This is a genomic window from Salinispirillum sp. LH 10-3-1, from assembly GCF_030643825.1.
Lineage (GTDB): Bacteria > Pseudomonadota > Gammaproteobacteria > Pseudomonadales > Natronospirillaceae > Salinispirillum.
This window is the reverse complement of record NZ_CP101717.1, coordinates 3059933-3075439: the sequence shown is the minus strand read 5'-3', so window position 1 is coordinate 3075439 and position 15507 is coordinate 3059933. Positions and strand designations below refer to the sequence as shown.

Below are 15507 nucleotides of genomic sequence, written 5' to 3'. Positions count from 1 at the left end.
CATTTTCGCGTCGACAATGTCTTTCACTCACCATAAAAAAGTTGAATCATTTTATGCATTTCATGGGAGTCACCTCAGGTATTACCACCATTGACCAGTGGACCGTTGCACCCTCTGATACGTGGACATTGTTAGGTGGAAATGGCAGCGGCAAAGGCGTGTTGGCCCGGCTGATGTGTGGAGAACTGTTGCCCGAACGCGGTCGCATCGACCACTTACCGGCACGTGTACACTGGCTCTCCTTGGAGCATCAGCAAAGTTTGTACGAACGCGAACTGTATAACGACGACACTGACTTCAGTGACCAACTCGACCCCGGCACCAGCGTTCGTGATTTGCTTTTGGAAGTTCGCACGCCATGGTCGGACACACACGATGCCTTAGTTCAACAATTGTCGATGGCGCCACTTTTGGCGCGCGGTTATCGGCTGCTCAGCAGTGGCGAGGGGCGGAAAGTGATGCTAGCACGCGCCGTGCTGGATGCCCCTGACTTGCTCATTCTGGATGAACCGTACGAAGGTCTGGATGTGGAGTCCACGCGGCAACTCAGCGCTGCGTTTAAAGAGCTGGTCGATGCCGGGCAGTGGATAATGCTGTTGGTGAACCAGAAGCAGGACATCCCTGAATGGACCACGCACTTGGCGTGGCTCGATCACGGCCGCCTTACCTTGCAGGGCCCAGCCGCCGAGTTACAAGCGCACCCCGATTTTCAAGCGGCGTTGCGCTTTACTCAGACCGATACCTTGCAATTACCCGCCCGGCAGTCCGAGTTCCAGCTTGCGCACTGGCCAGCTGACGAGCCACTGGTGGCCTTGCATAACGGCCGGGTAGCCTATGGTGACCAAGTACAGTTTCACGGCGTGAACTGGCAACTCCTGCCGGGCGAACACACGCAGGTCAGTGGTCCCAACGGCTGCGGCAAATCGACCTTACTCAGCTTGGTAACGGGTGACCACCCACAGTGTTACGCCAACGACCTGACGGTGTTTGGCTATCGGCGTGGTCAGGGCGAAACCATCTGGGACATCAAAAAACACCTGGGTTATGTGTCAGGGCACCTGCACCGCGATTATCGGGTGCCGGGTAACGTCATCACGGCAGTGGTGTCCGGACTCACGGATTCTATCGGCGTGTACAGCGCTACCGGTCAGCATGAAGCCGAGCTGGCGCACCAATGGTTAGCCTTGCTCGGGCTGGAAGCGCGCGCCAAGGACGCCTTCCGCGATTTATCGACGGGCGAACAACGTCTGGTGCTGATTGCCCGCGCGCTGATCAAACAGCCTCCTCTGTTGATCCTCGACGAACCGACACAAGGGCTGGACGACATGAACCGCTTTCTGGTGCTGGCGGCTGTGGAGCGTATACTGGCAGATGGCCCGACAACCCTGCTGTTTGTCAGTCATCGGGCCGATGAAAGTCCCGCGCTGATCCGGCGGCATCTGCGTTTTGCGCCTGATCACACCCAAACGGCCCTCTACCATATTGAGCAAGAGGTTGTGCGATGACCTGGTTACTGAATCCGCTGGCGCTGGCGGAACGGATGAACGATACCACCCAAGACCTGTTGGTGTTGGATTGCCGGTTTGATCTCACCGACCCCACATTGGGTGTAAACCAATGGAGTGCGGGCCACATTCCCGGTGCGGCCTACGCCGACTTGGATCAAGACCTTTCCGCACCCGTGCTGCAGGGCGTGACCGGTCGCCACCCTTTGCCCAGTCAAGAGGCGTGGCAACAAACGTTGCGTCGTTGGGGTATCACGCCCGACACCCATATTGTGGTTTATGACGGAGCGAACAGCATGTTTGCCGCCAGAGCGTGGTGGATGCTGCGCTGGGCCGGACTCAGCCGCGTGCAGGTGCTGGACGGTGGGCTGGCTGCCTGGCAAGCCGCAGATTTACCATTGAATGAACAGGTGAATGTACGCCAGCCCAGTGAGCTGATGGTCAGTTGCCCGAGCGACTGGTTGGTCACGGCCGACGAGCTTGTGCAAGACGCCGCGCAGTATCAATTGTTCGATGCGCGTGCACTGCCACGCTTCAGCGGTGAAACCGAACCCTTGGATCATAAAGCAGGGCATATCCCCGGTGCGGTCTGTGCAGACTTTGCACAAAACCTGCAAGCCGATGGGCGCTTCCGTTCAGCGTCTGAATTGCGTGCGCGCTTTGCTGAATTGGGCTTGGCGGCACCCGCCAGTGCTTCCAGCCCAACGTGCTACACCGAAGCGCCGACCACCGTGTGCTATTGCGGTTCCGGGGTTACGGCCTGCCATAATATTCTTGCCATGCAGCTTGCTGACTTGCCGCAACCCCTGTTGTATGCAGGCTCGTGGAGCGAGTGGATCAACGACGACGCACGGCCCATCGCTACGGGTTCGTAGACGCAGCCAGTGCGCAAGTAGGCTATTTCGTGCCGGGTTACGTATGCACAAGGACATTAACGTTCGTCGGAACCAGGAAGATTAAATGAGCAACGGAAAATCCAGCCCATTGCGTACCAGTCGGCTTGGCCGTATTGGTCAGTTTGGTCGTTTAGCGACCGGTTTGGCCGGAGGTTTGGTCGCCGAAGGTGCACGCACGCTGGCCAGCGGTAAGCGGCCTGCCCTACGCGATATGATGCTGACCCCGCGCAACCTTACGCGCATTGCTGACGACATGGCACGCTTACGTGGCGCGGCGATGAAAGTGGGCCAGTTGTTATCGATGGACGCTGGCAATCTACTCCCTCCCGAATTAGCGGAACTGCTCGGTCGGCTGCGGTCGCAGGCCGATGCCATGCCACTGCATCAGCTGTCTCCTATCTTGGTAAATGCGTGGGGCGCGGACTGGCAGGCGCATTTTCGGCGTTTTGACCAACGACCCATGGCCGCGGCGTCTATTGGGCAGGTGCATTACGCGGAACGTCTCGATGGCACCCCGTTAGCCATTAAGGTGCAATACCCCGGCGTAAAACAAAGTATCGACAGTGATGTGGACAATCTGGCCACCTTGTTGCGCGTCACGCGCTTGCTGCCAGACAGCATCGAATTGGCACCGCTGTTGACCGAGGCTAAGCTGCAACTGCACGCCGAAGCGGACTATCGTCGTGAAGCGGCGGCGCAACAACGCTGCGCGGCCCGATTGGCAGATGATCCGGGGTTGGTAGTGTCGGTGGTTCAGGAAGATCTCAGCAGTGATACGATTTTGGCGATGTCTTTCTTGCGCGGTGCGCCGCTAGAAAGCATCACGGCGCAACCGCAGTCGGAGCGCAATAGCGTCGTACAACGCTTGTTTACACTCTTATTTCGCGAACTGTTTGAATTTGGCGAGGTGCAAACGGACCCTAATTTCGCCAACTTTCTTTATTTGCCGGAGCGCGGGCAGGTAGGGTTGCTGGACTTCGGTGCGACACGTGAATACGCGCCGGAAGCGCGTGAGGCTTATCATCACCTGTTGCACAGTGGCATGCACAACGATACGGAACAGATGGCCAGTGCTGCTCGACAACTGGGTTATTTCGCGCAAGACATTGCTCCAGCGCAGCAGACAGCGGTGCTTCGGTTGTTTCAGTTAGCGTGCGAGCCGTTACGTCACGACGGCGAATACGATTTCGGGCGTTCCGATTTGGCGCAGCGTATCCGCACCCTCGGCATGGACTTGAGTTTTGAGCAGGAGTACTGGCATTCGCCGCCAGTGGCGTCGTTGTTCTTGCATCGGAAAATTGCGGGGTTGTTCTTGTTGGCGCAGCGGCTGCAGGCCCGCGTGAATGTGCGAGCCTGCTTACCGGTAGACTAGAGCCAAAAATTAGGCGGCGTCTACCGGCCGGGTCGCAACAGCACCCGGTAAACCACGCACCACGGCTTGCGCCACCAAGCCGGTAATCACTGCTTTCACTAAGTCACCAGGGATAAACACCGCCATCACCGTGGTGGCATCCCACCATTCGCGTCCTGACACCAGCTTAAAGCCTACAATACCGAATACGTAAAGGACGACGATACCGCCGAATAATGAGGCGATTAACGCTGCCGGGAAAGTCGGCAAACGACGTAACCACAATGCCATGTAGCCGGTGGCAAATGCCGCGAACGGAAAACCAATGGCGAAGCCAGCAGTGGGGCTGACAAACACGCCCAAACCACCACGGCCACCAGACAACAGCGGCGCACCCAGCGCGACCACAAAGATGAACAGCAGCATGGCCGCTGCACCGCGCCAAGGGCCGAGCATCACACCGGCCAGCATCACGCCTAGTGTTTGCGCGGTGATGGGAATGCCGGTAACAAAGGGCACGGGGGGAATAAAACCAAGAGCCGCGATCAGTGCAGCGTACAGTGCAATCTGCACCAAAATCTTATCTTTCATGTGTGTCTCCTGTGGAGGTGGTTAATACGGTTGAGGTTTTTCTGGCTTGTGTTGGGTTCGGTGGCGCGGGACTGATACCGCCACGCGCCGCAATGGCTTCCGCCACATGATCAGACATCCGAATGGCTTGAATGGTCAGTGGTACTGCGAGTTTCCATACGTGCTTGCCACCACCTCGAGCGCGCCACGCGTCGAGCAGGCTATGCACCACCGCCATCAAAACCGGCACAAAACGAATCAGCAGCGCCACGGCAAAGGCAATGCGCGCCGGTTGCACACCTAACAATTGCAGCGGCCAAAACAGTGGGCGCAATGCGGCCATCATGTCGTCCATGCGCGTGGTCAGGGTGACCAGGTTAGCCAGCAGTATCAGCGTCCCCATGCGCAGTACCAAGAGTAAGCCGCCGACCCACCCAATGGACCACCACTGCAACAGAAAGATCAGCACGAACAAAGGCAACAGCGGCTTCAATAAACGCAGTTGCTTAAGGGCCTCGCGGCCAGTACTGGCATACAGTGCGAACGTCACTACCAAGGCGAATCCCATCAGCCACAATTCCGTGACCGGAAACAGCGCCACGCTGACCACGGCCAGCGCCAGCAACTTAATACCGGCGGGTACCTGATGCAGCCAACTGCGTTGGGCCAAATAGAGGCTGATCATCGGTTGCTGGCTGCCCGGGCGTGGGCTTGATAGGCGGCCAGCACCGTTGGTGGCGTATCGTCCATGCGCACGCTGCCATGGTCTAGCCACAAAATCCGGTCGAAGTCAGAAAAGGTTTCCAGCTCATGGCTGATCATGATGACTTGTTGCGGCAGGCTCGCCAGCAAATCGAGCAGTTGGTAGCGCGTGGGCAAGTCGAGCGCCGAAAAGGGTTCGTCGAGAATCAGCAGCTTGGGCTGTAGGAGCAGTACAGCAAAAATGCATACCAACTGCTTTTGCCCGTCCGACAGAGAATGAACCGGGCGTTCTGCCCATTCGGCGCGATCGTAGCGATCCAGAAAATCGAAGCTCAGCAGCTCTGCCTCTTGGCGCGAATGCCCTTGATTACGCAGTCCAAACGCCAGCTCTTCCAACACCGTTGGGAAAATTAACTGATGGTCGGGGTTCTGAAAAATAAAACCGACATGGGCGGACATCTTTTCTGGTCCCTGCTTGGGGCTCACGCCATGTACCTCTATGCTGCCCGCATCTGTTTGCAGGAGGCCGTTCAGCAGACGAACCAACGAACTCTTGCCCGAACCGTTATGCCCCACCAGACCAATACGTGGCTCCGCAAGCGCCAGCGTAATATCCTTTAACACGGTTTTGCCTTCGCGCTTTAAGGACACGCCAGACAGAGATACACCTGTAGACACATTGGGTGTCGTGTTGGGTGACGTCAAAACGGTGTCGGTTGGCATCGGGTCGGTGTCTCATTATTAAGAAGGGCGAGAATTATAGCCAGTTGCGTGCGCGGCGTCAGGCCAGTTGTAAACACAGATGAGCGCATTGAGTGTGCAGGTTGGTTACTTGCAAATAGAAGAAAAGCTGTTATATTAGAAATATCTTAATAATGTAAAGAGGATCTTAATATGATCTTTCGTCAGCTCTATGATGCAACCTCGTCAACGTACACCTATTTACTCGCCGACGAACAGAGTCACGAAGCCATCATCATCGACCCCGTCTTTGAGCAAGCACAGCGTGATCTCTCCTTGTTGGACGAGCTGGGCCTGTCCCTCAAGTTGATTCTCGATACTCATGTGCACGCCGACCACGTAACAGCTGCTTGGCTATTGAAGCAGAAAACCGGCGCGCAGATCGCCAACGCTGCGGTGAACAATGCCGCGCAGGTCGATATTCCCTTACACCACGGTGACCGAGTGGACGTGTCCGGTGTGGTTTTGGAAGTGCGGGCGACCCCGGGACATACCGCTGGGTGCTTAAGTTACGTGCTGACTGATCACAGCATGGTGTTCACGGGCGATGCCGTATTGATTCGAGGCTGTGGCAGAAGCGACTTCCAGCAAGGCAATGCCGCCACGCTGTTTAAGTCCATTACCGAACAAATTTTTAGCCTGCCGGACGACTGCAAAATCTACCCCGCGCACGATTACCAAGGCCGCACGGTGTCGACGGTGGCGGAAGAGAAAGCCTTTAATGCGCGCGCCGGTGGCGGGGCAGTTGAAGCCGATTTTGTGGGCTATATGGACGCGATGAAACTGCCCCATCCGAAGAAGATTGCCGAAGCTCTACCGGCGAACTTGCGCTCCGGCATGCCGGAAGATGGCCAATTACCCGCCGAACCCGATTGGGCCGAGCTGCGCATCACCTTCAGCGGTGTGCCTGAAGTCGAACCCGAGTGGGTGGTGCGTCATCGTCAGGACGTGACCTTGTTAGACGTTCGCGAGCCGGATGAATTGGTCGATGGCGAGCGGGTAGAAGGCGCCATTACCATTCCTTTGGGGCAGTTGCGTGACCGTGTGGCGGAAGTGCCCAGCGACAAACCGGTCGTGGCGTTGTGTCGTTCCGGTCGCCGCTCGGCCATGGCCGTGAGCATCTTGAAAGAAGCAAAACACGACCGCGTCGCCAATGTGCGTGGTGGTATGCTGCGCTGGCATGAACAGGTGGCCGCGGTATAGCTGCAGCCCCATTTCATTGGCTTGTCTTGGAGGCTAGGGCGTGTGCCTTAAAGCGCGACTCTCGGCCTGCCGTGGAGCGCTGTAGGCACACGTCCTAGCCTCCAAGATCCTAGCTCCCGATCATACCAGTATCGGATCATGCAGCCACACTTTCAGCTTTTCTCGCTCGCTGATACCACCACACAAGCACGCCCGTTACACCTGCCAACGGCAGCATCAACCACTGAATGCCACTCCAGCCAACGGCATAGAACAACACACCGGACAGCAACGAACTCAGCGCCACTAAGGCGAAAATCAGAAAGTCATTCACGCCTTGCACCGTACCGCGCTCGGCCGGGGTATGCGCTTGGGTCAGCAGATTGCTGCCACCGATGAATAAGAAGTTCCAGCCGATGCCGAGCAGTATCAAGGCCACTAAAAAGTGCCCGAACGTGGTGCCGGTCAACGCCGTGGCGAACGCCAACAACAGGGCTAGGCTGCCGGTCAGCAAAATACGGTATACGCCAAAGCGCACGATCAGCGAGCCGGTAAAAAACGATGGCGCGAACATCCCCAGCACATGCCACTGCATCACAGTTGCAATGTGATTCATTGAAAACCCTTGCGCGGTCATTGCCAGCGGTGTTGCCGTCATCACCAGTACCATCACGCTGTAGCCGACGACACTGCACAACAAGGCGACGCGAAATACGACTTGTTGGGAAATTTCGCTGAAGGATCGCGCGGCACCGTGTGCAGCATCTTCGATGACTTGCGGTACGCGTAAAAACGACAGCAGAATCACTGCCAAACCGGCCAATAATGCCAACATCAAGTAGGGCCCGGCGTTGGTCGCTTCCGCCAGTTGGTGCGCCATCCCCATATCACCTGCGTCATGCATCGCGTGGCTGACCAACCCGTGCGAATGGCTGGCATTCCAAGGGCCTAAAAAGGCGGCAAATACGCCGCCAGCCATCACCAACGACAAGGCGCGTGGCTTAAAAGTATCACTGGCTACCTCGGCCGCCGCAAAGCGATAGTAGGTGGCAAACCCTTGGTACAAACCAAACAGCAGGCTACCGACAAAGAACAACCAAAAAGACCCGGCGACCACGCCCGCAACGCTCACCACACCACCGCCAATACCGCCAACACTGGCTCCGATTAGAAAACCCACGCGCCGCCCAATGTGCTTCATCAATAGAGAAGCCGGTAGAGTAAACACCAACGCACCCAGCATCATGCCGGTGACGGGCAAGGTCGCCAGCGCAGGGGTTGGCGCCAGATGCAAACCGACCACACCGCTGAGGGTCATAACGGTAATGGAGGTGATCAAAAACAAAATTTGGCTGCCGACCAGTAAGCCGACGTTGGATTTTTCGCGGGCAAAGCTCATGAGGGGAGGTCTCGGCTTAGGTTCGTGAAGTTGTTTAACGGCCATATTATCTGTATTCCGCTCATTATGTGAGCCGAATAACAGGTTTTATTGTTTCTGGGTGGGGCGGGTGGTTGACGGCATAAACTACACCCGTTTGCCTTATATAAAAAATAAGAATACTCTAATATACGTTTGGCATGTTCATTACCGGAATCAGCACCATGACCACATCCGCTACTCACACCTTTGGGATCAACGCCAATAGAGCACAGTTCATCCTGCAACTGGCGCAAGTACTGCTGGTGGGTTTAACCATTGGTCTGCTGCGCACGGTTGTTCCTGCTTTGGCTGAATCGGAATACGGCGTCCCCGCCGACTCCTTCATGCTGCTCAGTACCTTTGTGCTGGCCTTCGGTGTGGTCAAAGGCGCGATGAACTTCATCGCCGGGCGGTTGTCTGAGCGCATTGGCCGTAAGCCGGTGTTGCTGTTGGGGTGGATGATCGGCCTGCCGATTCCTATGTTGGTGTTCTGGGCACCGAGCTGGGGCTGGGTGGTGTTCGCTACGGTCTTACTGGGGGTGAATCAGGGCTTAACCTGGTCGATGACCCAAACCATCAAGCTAGATATTACCCACGGCAACCAGCGTGGCCTGACCATTGGATTGAATGAATTCGCCGGTTACGCCGGTGTTGCCCTCGCTGGCATTGCCACCGCCTATTTAGCGACCTTGTTAGGCGCGCGCATGGGCCTGCTGGTGTTCGGTTTGGTGGTCATGGTGCTCGCACTGGTTGCGACCTTTGCTGTGGTCGAATCCTTGCCGTGGGCGCACGAAGCGACACGCCAACACGCGGCCGGAGAAAACCAAGGGCCAATGCCGCGTTACCCTAAAGACGTCAGCACCCAACCGAGCACGTGGGAAGTGTTCGCCATCATGAGTTGGCGCGACCGCCGCCTTGCCGCCATTAGCCAAGCCGGTCTGGTGGAGAAGTTTGTCGATGCCTTGGTGTGGATCATCTACCCCGTATTTCTGTATCAGCAAGGGCTCACTTTGCCGCAAGTGGGTTGGGTAATCGGTATTTACGGTGTGGTTTGGGGTGCTTCGCAGTTGATCACCGGCCCCTTGTCCGACCGCATCGGTCGACAAAAGCCCAACGTCACCGGCATGTTGCTTACGGGTGCCGGTGTCGCCTTGATGGTGCTGGGTGACGGTATGCTGTGGTGGAGTTTTTCTGCTGCCATAACGGGCTTCGGCATGGCGTTGCTGTACCCAAATCTGTCGGCCGCTGTAGCCGACATTACCCCGCCGAACTGGCGTGGCTCAGCCATCGGCATCTATCGCTTTTGGCGCGACCTGGGTTACGCCATCGGTGCCGCCGGTATTGGCATCGTCGCGGTGCTGTTCAACAGCATGACCGCCGCCTTCTGGTTCGTGGCGGTGTCGATGTTGTTTTCTGCACTTTGGTTGGCATGGCAGGGGGAGGAAACGCACCCTGTTTTGAAGGTTTAGGTGTGACATAAAATTCACACTGGTTTGTGGTATGTTGGACGCCATAACAGGAATCAACAATCACAGGCGCGCCGTGACTGACCATAACCCCCCACAACCCGCTGGCAGTGTCCGCGAAGTCTTTCTGGCTTTCTTGTGGCTTGGCTTAACGTCCTTCGGTGGCCCCATCGCCCACTTGGGCTACTTCCGTACGGAATTCGTGGAACGCCGCCGTTGGTTGAGCGAAACCCGCTACGCCGAACTCGTTACGCTGTGTCAGTTTCTGCCCGGCCCGGCCAGCAGCCAAGTGGGCTTTGCCTTGGGTTTGATGCGGGCCGGATACTTGGGTGCCCTGGCAGCGTTTGTGGCCTTCACTTTACCTTCCGCACTGGCCTTGGTGCTCTTTGCCTTGGGGGCGGCCTGGATGGCGGGGCCTATCGGCGGCGGCATTATCATGGGCTTGAAAGTCGTGGCCGTTTCCATCGTCGCGCACGCTGTTTGGGGTATGGCTCGTAACCTGTGCCCCGACCGCGCGCGCGCCGGTATTGCCTTGGTCGCGGTATGGATCATGCTCGCCATGAGCGGTCCACTGGGTCCCATCGCGGCGATCGTTGTGGGAGCTGCCTTGGGCCTGTGGTTGACCGCATCGGTCGACCAGCCAGTTAGCGCCGACGTAACGCAAGCGGACAACGCTGCGCAGCCCGTCTCCAAGTGGGTCGGCATTGCCAGTCTGAGTCTGTTTGCTTTATTGCTGGTGGGGTTGCCGGTACTGGTGCTAGTGAACGACAGTGCATTGCTGGCCGTTGCAGACGCCTTTTATCGCGCTGGTGCACTGGTGTTTGGCGGCGGCCACGTCGTGCTGCCGTTGCTGCAAACGGAAATCGTCGCCCCCGGCTGGGTGTCTGCCGACGCCTTTCTGGCTGGCTACGGTGCCGCGCAAGCGGTGCCTGGCCCATTATTCACGTTCGCTGCCTACCTGGGCACCGTAATTCCCACCGGATTTAACCCGCTTATCGGCGCAACCGTTGCCCTGTTGGCTGTGTTCGTTCCCGGCTTTTTGCTGTTGATCGGCGTGTTGCCGTTCTGGCACCAAGCCCGCCAATGGCAATCGGCACAAGCCGCACTGCGCGGCGCCAATGCAGCCGTGGTTGGCATACTCGGTGCTGCGCTCTACACCCCTGTATGGACCAGTACCGTTACCAACCCGATGGCTTTTGCGTTAGCGCTGACAGGCTTTGTGTTGCTTACGGTGGGCAAAGTACCGGCTTGGGGCGTGGTGATCTTAGCCGCTGTGGGCGGGGTGGTTTTGCTGTAGATCTACCCGTTATGACTATCGGGCCAAGTTAAGTCTTATTGATGAGTTCGTATGGCGGCCTAGAGAAGCTCTTAATTAATCACCCATGACGGCGCTTAAGGGTATAGATTTGATCTGCTTCGATTCGAAAAATATTGCTGTTGCTAGAGACTGTGGCGTTGGAGCCCGAGGAGGTTAGTTTGAGTACCGAAGAAGAGCTCTACAAGGTTGCAGTCTCTTTGATCGAAAAGCGCTATCCGTCAGGGTTTGGCGGTGCAGCTGCCATGAAAACCAAGTCGGGGAAAATTCTGACCAGTGTGGCCCCTGAAACTAAGAATGATGCACTCTCTTTATGCATGGAAGTAGGTGCCTGCCTAGAGGCCCATAAACTGAACGACGCGATTACCCATTCAATTTGCGTTTGTCGGGAAAATGAACAGGCAGAATATTTGATTCTCACACCTTGTGGTATATGCCAAGAGCGACTGTCTCATTGGGGTGGCGATGTGCAGGTGGCGGTAAGCACCCCCGAGAACACACTGTTGTTTAAGGAGCTGCGAGAGCTGATGCCCTATCATTGGTCTATAGTGAACGGAAAGCGGCTTTAGCAATCTAGGCCTACCGGGAAATGTTGCTGCGCCGTGTTCAAAGCACAAATAATCCGTTGTTTGGGGCGTTATGCAAATGTTTGAAGCGGTAGTGGTGCAGAGACACCAATCAAATTACCCAAATCCGGTCAGTTTTGTAGCCGGTGACAGGTTGCTTCTAGGCGAGAGGGATACTGAGTATCCGGGGTGGGTGCGTGTTACCGATCAACGAGGCGTTGTCGGTTGGGCTCCGCTCGAATACATTAAGCTAAACAACGATGGTGCTAGTGGTGTCGCGGTGAAGTGCTACTCAGCGAGTGAAGTGGATGTAGACTCAGGTGAGCACCTCAGCGTTAGCTATGAGCACTGCCAATGGTGCTGGGTGGAGCATAAAACTAAGGGCTCCGGCTGGGTGCCACGGGAATGTCTGGAATATGTTTAATCAAGTAATGTCTTTTTTCGCGCGCCTGCCATGAATAACGTCGGTGAAGTACTGGTGGTCTATGACAAGCAGTGTCCAGCTTGTGACTACTACTGCAACATGGTGTGTATTAAAGAGTCGGTGGGCCGCGTTGTGCTCGTCGATGCACGTGAAGGCGGTCCGGTGATGGATGAAATTACGGCGCGGGGTTTGGATATCGACCAGGGTATGGTGGTTAAGGTCGGCAGCGAGCTTTACTACGGGTCGGATGCCATCAACGTGCTGGCCCTGATGGGGACCAACAAAGGGCTCTTTAACCGCTTGGCCTATTGGTCGTTTCGCTCCCGAACCCTAGCCAGAGTGCTCTATCCGGTACTGCGTGCTTGCCGTAATCTGTTGCTGAAGATCCTAGGAAAGACGAAGATCAATAACTTAGGAATGGGCGGTAACGATCGTTTCTAACAACGAAATCTGAGGTGGTTGGCGGTATGGTATGGGCAGCGTTGGCGGTGTCCTGACTGAGGAGGCCATTGCACTGGTCACTCAAGTTGTCTTATAGCGAATTGCGGAGCTGCTAAACCATGTTTATTGGTGAACTGGCAAAACGGTGCGGCGTTTCTACCAAAGCACTGCGCCATTATGAAAGCTTGGGCTTGCTGGGCCCTGTGCGCCGCCAAGGCAAGTATCGAGTGTACGATCAAGCTACCCTGCACCGCGTACGATTTATTAAAACCGTGCAAAATCTTGGTTACCGGCTTACGGAAATTCAAACCGCCTTGCAGCAACAGGCAGGTGGGGAACCTTCTTGGCAGGCCATTCTCGACCTGATTGAACAAAAGCAAACTGCGTTGAACCAGCAAATGGCAACGCTGGCGCAGCAGAATCAAGCGCTGGCCGAGCACCGTCGCACCATAGAGCGATGTCTGCAGCAAGATCCGCATTGTAAAAAGCCTCTTTACCCTGCTTGACTTTAACCCTAGGGGCAAGGTGTAGCCTGAATCTCTCTGTTATTTCCAAGTGAGGTTTATGCAATGACGCTTCAAACTCTTTCTCCGCTCCAAGTGGCCGTGCAGTGGCTGCTGTTTCCGCTGTTGCTGAGTGTCAGTCTGTTCAGTTATGTCTATGCTCTCAATCATGGTTGGGATACCGAAATGGTGGTGCTGGCGATCACCGTACTATCGCTGATTACCGCTTTATTGCTTGAGCGTTGGCTTCCTTTCCGGCGCGACTGGAATCAGAGCAAAGGTGATATTGTGACTGACGCCAGCAGTGCTGTGATGCTGGCGGGCCTTGCCGATCCGCTACTGAAATTCAGTGCACCGGTGTTAGTCGTGGTGCTCTACAGTGCTTTTCCCAGTGCTAACCTTTACGACATTTGGGTCGCACCTCTGCCGCTATGGCTGCAGGCAACACTGGTGTTGCTCAGTATTGAATTCGGGCGCTACTGGGCGCACAGACTACACCACCAAATTACCCGTCTGTGGTGGTTACACGCGCTGCACCACAGCAGTCAGCGCCTCTATGCCTTTAATAACCTAAGGTTTCATCCGCTTAATTACGCCTTGAACTTTGCGGTCAGCGTGCTGCCTTGGGTATTGCTGGGCTTGCCTGCCGAAGGCTTGCTTGCGTACTTGGCATTGACCCAGCCCATACTGATGCTGCAACACGCCAATCTGAATCTGCGACACGGTGTGCTGAATTATCTGTTCAGCACGAACGAAGTACACCGATGGCACCATTCCAGCAATGTAACCGAGGCGAACTGCAATTACGGCAATGCACTGATTGTTTGGGACTGGGTATTTGGCACCTTCAAATACGAGAAAAACGGCAATGAGCCGGAAGTGATGGGTCTTTTCGCCAGCAGTGCGCAACAGTACCCGGTCAATGGCTCATATTATCAACAACTGACGGCGTTTTGCTGCCGACGGTAAAAGAGTGGTAGGGAGGGCTATGCACGGGCGTTGCTAGAGCCTGAAACCTGCGATAGCAGCGACATACCTTGCGCTTTATTTTTGTCGGTATATGATCTTACTAAGGCCTCTGCAGAAGAGGCCTTTTTTTATGCCCAAAGGTGGGCGGGTCGACATTCGCCTGCCCGGCGTGATGGTTTTGCATCAATACAGTAAGGGGGAGCCCATATGAGCGCTAGACCGCAAGTTATCGTATCAACGCTGGACGCAGATCGGCTTTATGCTCTGCTGGAGTCCTTACCCGACAACGCGTTTCCGGGTAAGGATGAACTTGAAGCAGAGCTGGATCGAGCATCCTTTGTTGCACCTCAGGACGTGCCGCCAACGGTGGTGTCCATGAACTCAACAGTACGTTTCCGTGTTGAGTCCTCGAACGAGGAATTTAGCCGGACCTTGGTTTATCCCAAAGATATGGACTCGAACGGTGACAAGATTTCCATACTGGCACCCGTAGGCAGTGCTTTATTGGGCTTGTCGCAAGGCGACCAGATTGAATGGCCAAAGTCTGGCGGTAAGGTTCTCAATGTGCGTATTGAAGAGGTGCTGTACCAGCCCGAGCGTGCGGGCGAGTACTTTCGGTAAGCCCTGCCTTCAAAACTAACTATGAATTTTTCAATGGCAATAGCCTTTCACTACTGAACGAATAGATATATTAATATAAACTAATAATTAAAATTCTAATATAGTGTGTCCATCGCTGCAGTGCAGCACCATCAGAAGATGAGAGGAAAGTACTATGTCATTACGTTTAGGTGATACCGCACCCAACTTCACCATTGCAACGACCAAAGGAGAAATTAATTTCCATGACTGGCTAGGAAATTCTTGGGCGTTCTTCTTCAGTCACCCAGCTGACTTTACGCCAGTATGTACAACGGAGATGGGCCGGACTGCGCAGCTCGCTGAGCAGTTTACAGCGCGCAATGTTAAGCCTTTGGGTTTGTCGACGGATACCGTCGAAGAGCACAATAAATGGATTTCTGATGTGAATGATACACAGAACACCACGCTGGACTTCCCTATTGTGGCTGATGCTGATCGAAGTATCGCTGAGCTGTACGATATGATCCACCCCGGTGAAAGTGAGACGGCCGCCGTGCGCAGTGTTTTCATTATTGACTCGAATAAGAAAATTCGCCTGACCATGACTTATCCAATGTCGGTAGGCCGTAATTTTGACGAGATTTTGCGCGTGATTGATGCGTTGCAACTGGGAGATGCCAAACGAATAGCGACGCCTGCTGACTGGCGCCCTGGAGACGACGTAATCATTCCACCATCGATAAGCAATGAAGAAGCGAAAGACATCTTCCCGCAAGGTTGGAACGAAGTGCGCTCTTATTTACGCTTAACCAAAGTCTAATAATAGGCTTAGCCGAGTGCACAGCACTCGGCTTATCGATAGTATCTTCTAGTT

Annotated in this window: 16 protein-coding genes; 12 read left to right on the top strand and 4 right to left on the bottom strand. The window is 55.4% G+C overall.

Translation table 11 applies throughout. The annotated features are described in order from the left end of the window. The first annotated feature begins 53 nt into the window (after nt 1-53). The 3 genes from modF (at nt 54) to NFC81_RS14205 (ending at nt 3773) form a co-directional block, all read left to right on the top strand. Nucleotides 54-1505 (top strand): molybdate ABC transporter ATP-binding protein ModF, encoded by a 1452-nt coding sequence (gene modF / locus NFC81_RS14215; RefSeq protein ID WP_304995133.1) that lies wholly within the window; start codon nt 54-56, stop codon nt 1503-1505. Further along, nucleotides 1502-2380, top strand: a complete 879-nt coding sequence (locus NFC81_RS14210) for a sulfurtransferase (protein ID WP_304995132.1) — start codon at nt 1502-1504, stop codon at nt 2378-2380. Before modF ends, NFC81_RS14210 begins: the two co-directional genes overlap by 4 nt. 85 nt (nt 2381-2465) lie before the next feature. Continuing rightward, complete coding sequence (locus NFC81_RS14205) at nt 2466-3773, top strand: AarF/ABC1/UbiB kinase family protein (protein ID WP_304995131.1); 1308 nt, start codon at nt 2466-2468, stop codon at nt 3771-3773. Nucleotides 3774-3782: 9 nt separating this feature from the next. On the opposite strand, the gene NFC81_RS14200 is transcribed toward NFC81_RS14205, so the two are convergent. From NFC81_RS14200 to NFC81_RS14190, 3 genes are read right to left on the bottom strand one after another with little or no spacing between them, the layout of a single operon-like run. Beyond that, nucleotides 3783-4343 carry a biotin transporter BioY gene (locus NFC81_RS14200; protein WP_304995130.1) on the bottom strand — a complete coding sequence of 187 codons (561 nt, stop codon included), beginning with the start codon at nt 4341-4343 and terminating at the stop codon, nt 3783-3785. Continuing rightward, nucleotides 4333-5007 carry an energy-coupling factor transporter transmembrane protein EcfT gene (locus NFC81_RS14195; protein WP_304995129.1) on the bottom strand — a complete coding sequence of 225 codons (675 nt, stop codon included), beginning with the start codon at nt 5005-5007 and terminating at the stop codon, nt 4333-4335. Before NFC81_RS14195 ends, NFC81_RS14200 begins: the two co-directional genes overlap by 11 nt. Then, nucleotides 5004-5747 carry an ABC transporter ATP-binding protein gene (locus NFC81_RS14190; RefSeq protein ID WP_304995128.1) on the bottom strand — a complete coding sequence of 248 codons (744 nt, stop codon included), beginning with the start codon at nt 5745-5747 and terminating at the stop codon, nt 5004-5006. The genes NFC81_RS14195 and NFC81_RS14190 overlap by 4 nt, the downstream gene beginning before the upstream one ends. Before the next feature lie 171 nt (nt 5748-5918). On the opposite strand from NFC81_RS14190, the gene NFC81_RS14185 reads away from it, so the two are divergent. Next, complete coding sequence (locus tag NFC81_RS14185; RefSeq protein ID WP_304995127.1) at nt 5919-6968, top strand: MBL fold metallo-hydrolase; 1050 nt, start codon at nt 5919-5921, stop codon at nt 6966-6968. Between the two features lie 136 nt (nt 6969-7104). Here the strand turns inward: NFC81_RS14185 and NFC81_RS14180 are convergent, their stop codons facing one another. Further along, on the bottom strand, nt 7105-8346 hold the full coding sequence (locus NFC81_RS14180; protein WP_304995126.1) for an MFS transporter: 1242 nt from the start codon (nt 8344-8346) through the stop codon (nt 7105-7107). Nucleotides 8347-8549: 203 nt separating this feature from the next. Here NFC81_RS14180 and NFC81_RS14175 point away from each other — a divergent pair, with 203 nt between their 5' ends. The 8 genes from NFC81_RS14175 to NFC81_RS14140 all read left to right on the top strand — a co-directional run bounded on the left by NFC81_RS14175 (nt 8550) and on the right by NFC81_RS14140 (nt 15453). Beyond that, nucleotides 8550-9836 carry an MFS transporter gene (locus NFC81_RS14175; RefSeq protein ID WP_304995125.1) on the top strand — a complete coding sequence of 429 codons (1287 nt, stop codon included), beginning with the start codon at nt 8550-8552 and terminating at the stop codon, nt 9834-9836. Nucleotides 9837-9909: 73 nt separating this feature from the next. Next, complete coding sequence (gene chrA / locus NFC81_RS14170; protein ID WP_304995124.1) at nt 9910-11130, top strand: chromate efflux transporter; 1221 nt, start codon at nt 9910-9912, stop codon at nt 11128-11130. A gap of 179 nt (nt 11131-11309) precedes the next feature. Next, nucleotides 11310-11717 (top strand): cytidine deaminase, encoded by a 408-nt coding sequence (locus tag NFC81_RS14165; RefSeq protein WP_304995123.1) that lies wholly within the window; start codon nt 11310-11312, stop codon nt 11715-11717. A 451-nt stretch (nt 11718-12168) separates the two neighbouring features. Beyond that, complete coding sequence (locus NFC81_RS14160) at nt 12169-12579, top strand: DCC1-like thiol-disulfide oxidoreductase family protein (protein ID WP_304995122.1); 411 nt, start codon at nt 12169-12171, stop codon at nt 12577-12579. A gap of 119 nt (nt 12580-12698) precedes the next feature. Further along, a complete protein-coding gene (locus tag NFC81_RS14155) occupies nt 12699-13085 on the top strand; it encodes a MerR family transcriptional regulator (protein ID WP_304995121.1) in 387 nt (128 codons plus the stop codon). A 63-nt stretch (nt 13086-13148) separates the two neighbouring features. Further along, a complete protein-coding gene (locus tag NFC81_RS14150; protein ID WP_304995120.1) occupies nt 13149-14051 on the top strand; it encodes a sterol desaturase family protein in 903 nt (300 codons plus the stop codon). 207 nt (nt 14052-14258) lie between these two features. Continuing rightward, nucleotides 14259-14672, top strand: coding sequence for a nucleoside diphosphate kinase regulator (gene rnk, locus NFC81_RS14145; protein ID WP_304995119.1), 414 nt, complete (start codon nt 14259-14261; stop codon nt 14670-14672). A 154-nt stretch (nt 14673-14826) separates the two neighbouring features. Further along, nucleotides 14827-15453, top strand: a complete 627-nt coding sequence (locus tag NFC81_RS14140) for a peroxiredoxin (RefSeq protein WP_304995118.1) — start codon at nt 14827-14829, stop codon at nt 15451-15453. Nucleotides 15454-15507 lie beyond the last annotated feature (54 nt).

Coding starts and splice junctions, on each gene's coding strand:
- modF (WP_304995133.1), top strand. CDS start 54: ATGCATTTCATGGGAGTCACCTCAGGTATTACCACCATTGACCAGTGG.
- NFC81_RS14210 (WP_304995132.1), top strand. CDS start 1,502: ATGACCTGGTTACTGAATCCGCTGGCGCTGGCGGAACGGATGAACGAT.
- NFC81_RS14205 (WP_304995131.1), top strand. CDS start 2,466: ATGAGCAACGGAAAATCCAGCCCATTGCGTACCAGTCGGCTTGGCCGT.
- NFC81_RS14200 (WP_304995130.1), bottom strand. CDS start 4,343: ATGAAAGATAAGATTTTGGTGCAGATTGCACTGTACGCTGCACTGATC.
- NFC81_RS14195 (WP_304995129.1), bottom strand. CDS start 5,007: ATGATCAGCCTCTATTTGGCCCAACGCAGTTGGCTGCATCAGGTACCC.
- NFC81_RS14190 (WP_304995128.1), bottom strand. CDS start 5,747: ATGCCAACCGACACCGTTTTGACGTCACCCAACACGACACCCAATGTG.
- NFC81_RS14185 (WP_304995127.1), top strand. CDS start 5,919: ATGATCTTTCGTCAGCTCTATGATGCAACCTCGTCAACGTACACCTAT.
- NFC81_RS14180 (WP_304995126.1), bottom strand. CDS start 8,346: ATGAGCTTTGCCCGCGAAAAATCCAACGTCGGCTTACTGGTCGGCAGC.
- NFC81_RS14175 (WP_304995125.1), top strand. CDS start 8,550: ATGACCACATCCGCTACTCACACCTTTGGGATCAACGCCAATAGAGCA.
- NFC81_RS14160 (WP_304995122.1), top strand. CDS start 12,169: ATGAATAACGTCGGTGAAGTACTGGTGGTCTATGACAAGCAGTGTCCA.
- NFC81_RS14155 (WP_304995121.1), top strand. CDS start 12,699: ATGTTTATTGGTGAACTGGCAAAACGGTGCGGCGTTTCTACCAAAGCA.
- NFC81_RS14150 (WP_304995120.1), top strand. CDS start 13,149: ATGACGCTTCAAACTCTTTCTCCGCTCCAAGTGGCCGTGCAGTGGCTG.
- rnk (WP_304995119.1), top strand. CDS start 14,259: ATGAGCGCTAGACCGCAAGTTATCGTATCAACGCTGGACGCAGATCGG.
- NFC81_RS14140 (WP_304995118.1), top strand. CDS start 14,827: ATGTCATTACGTTTAGGTGATACCGCACCCAACTTCACCATTGCAACG.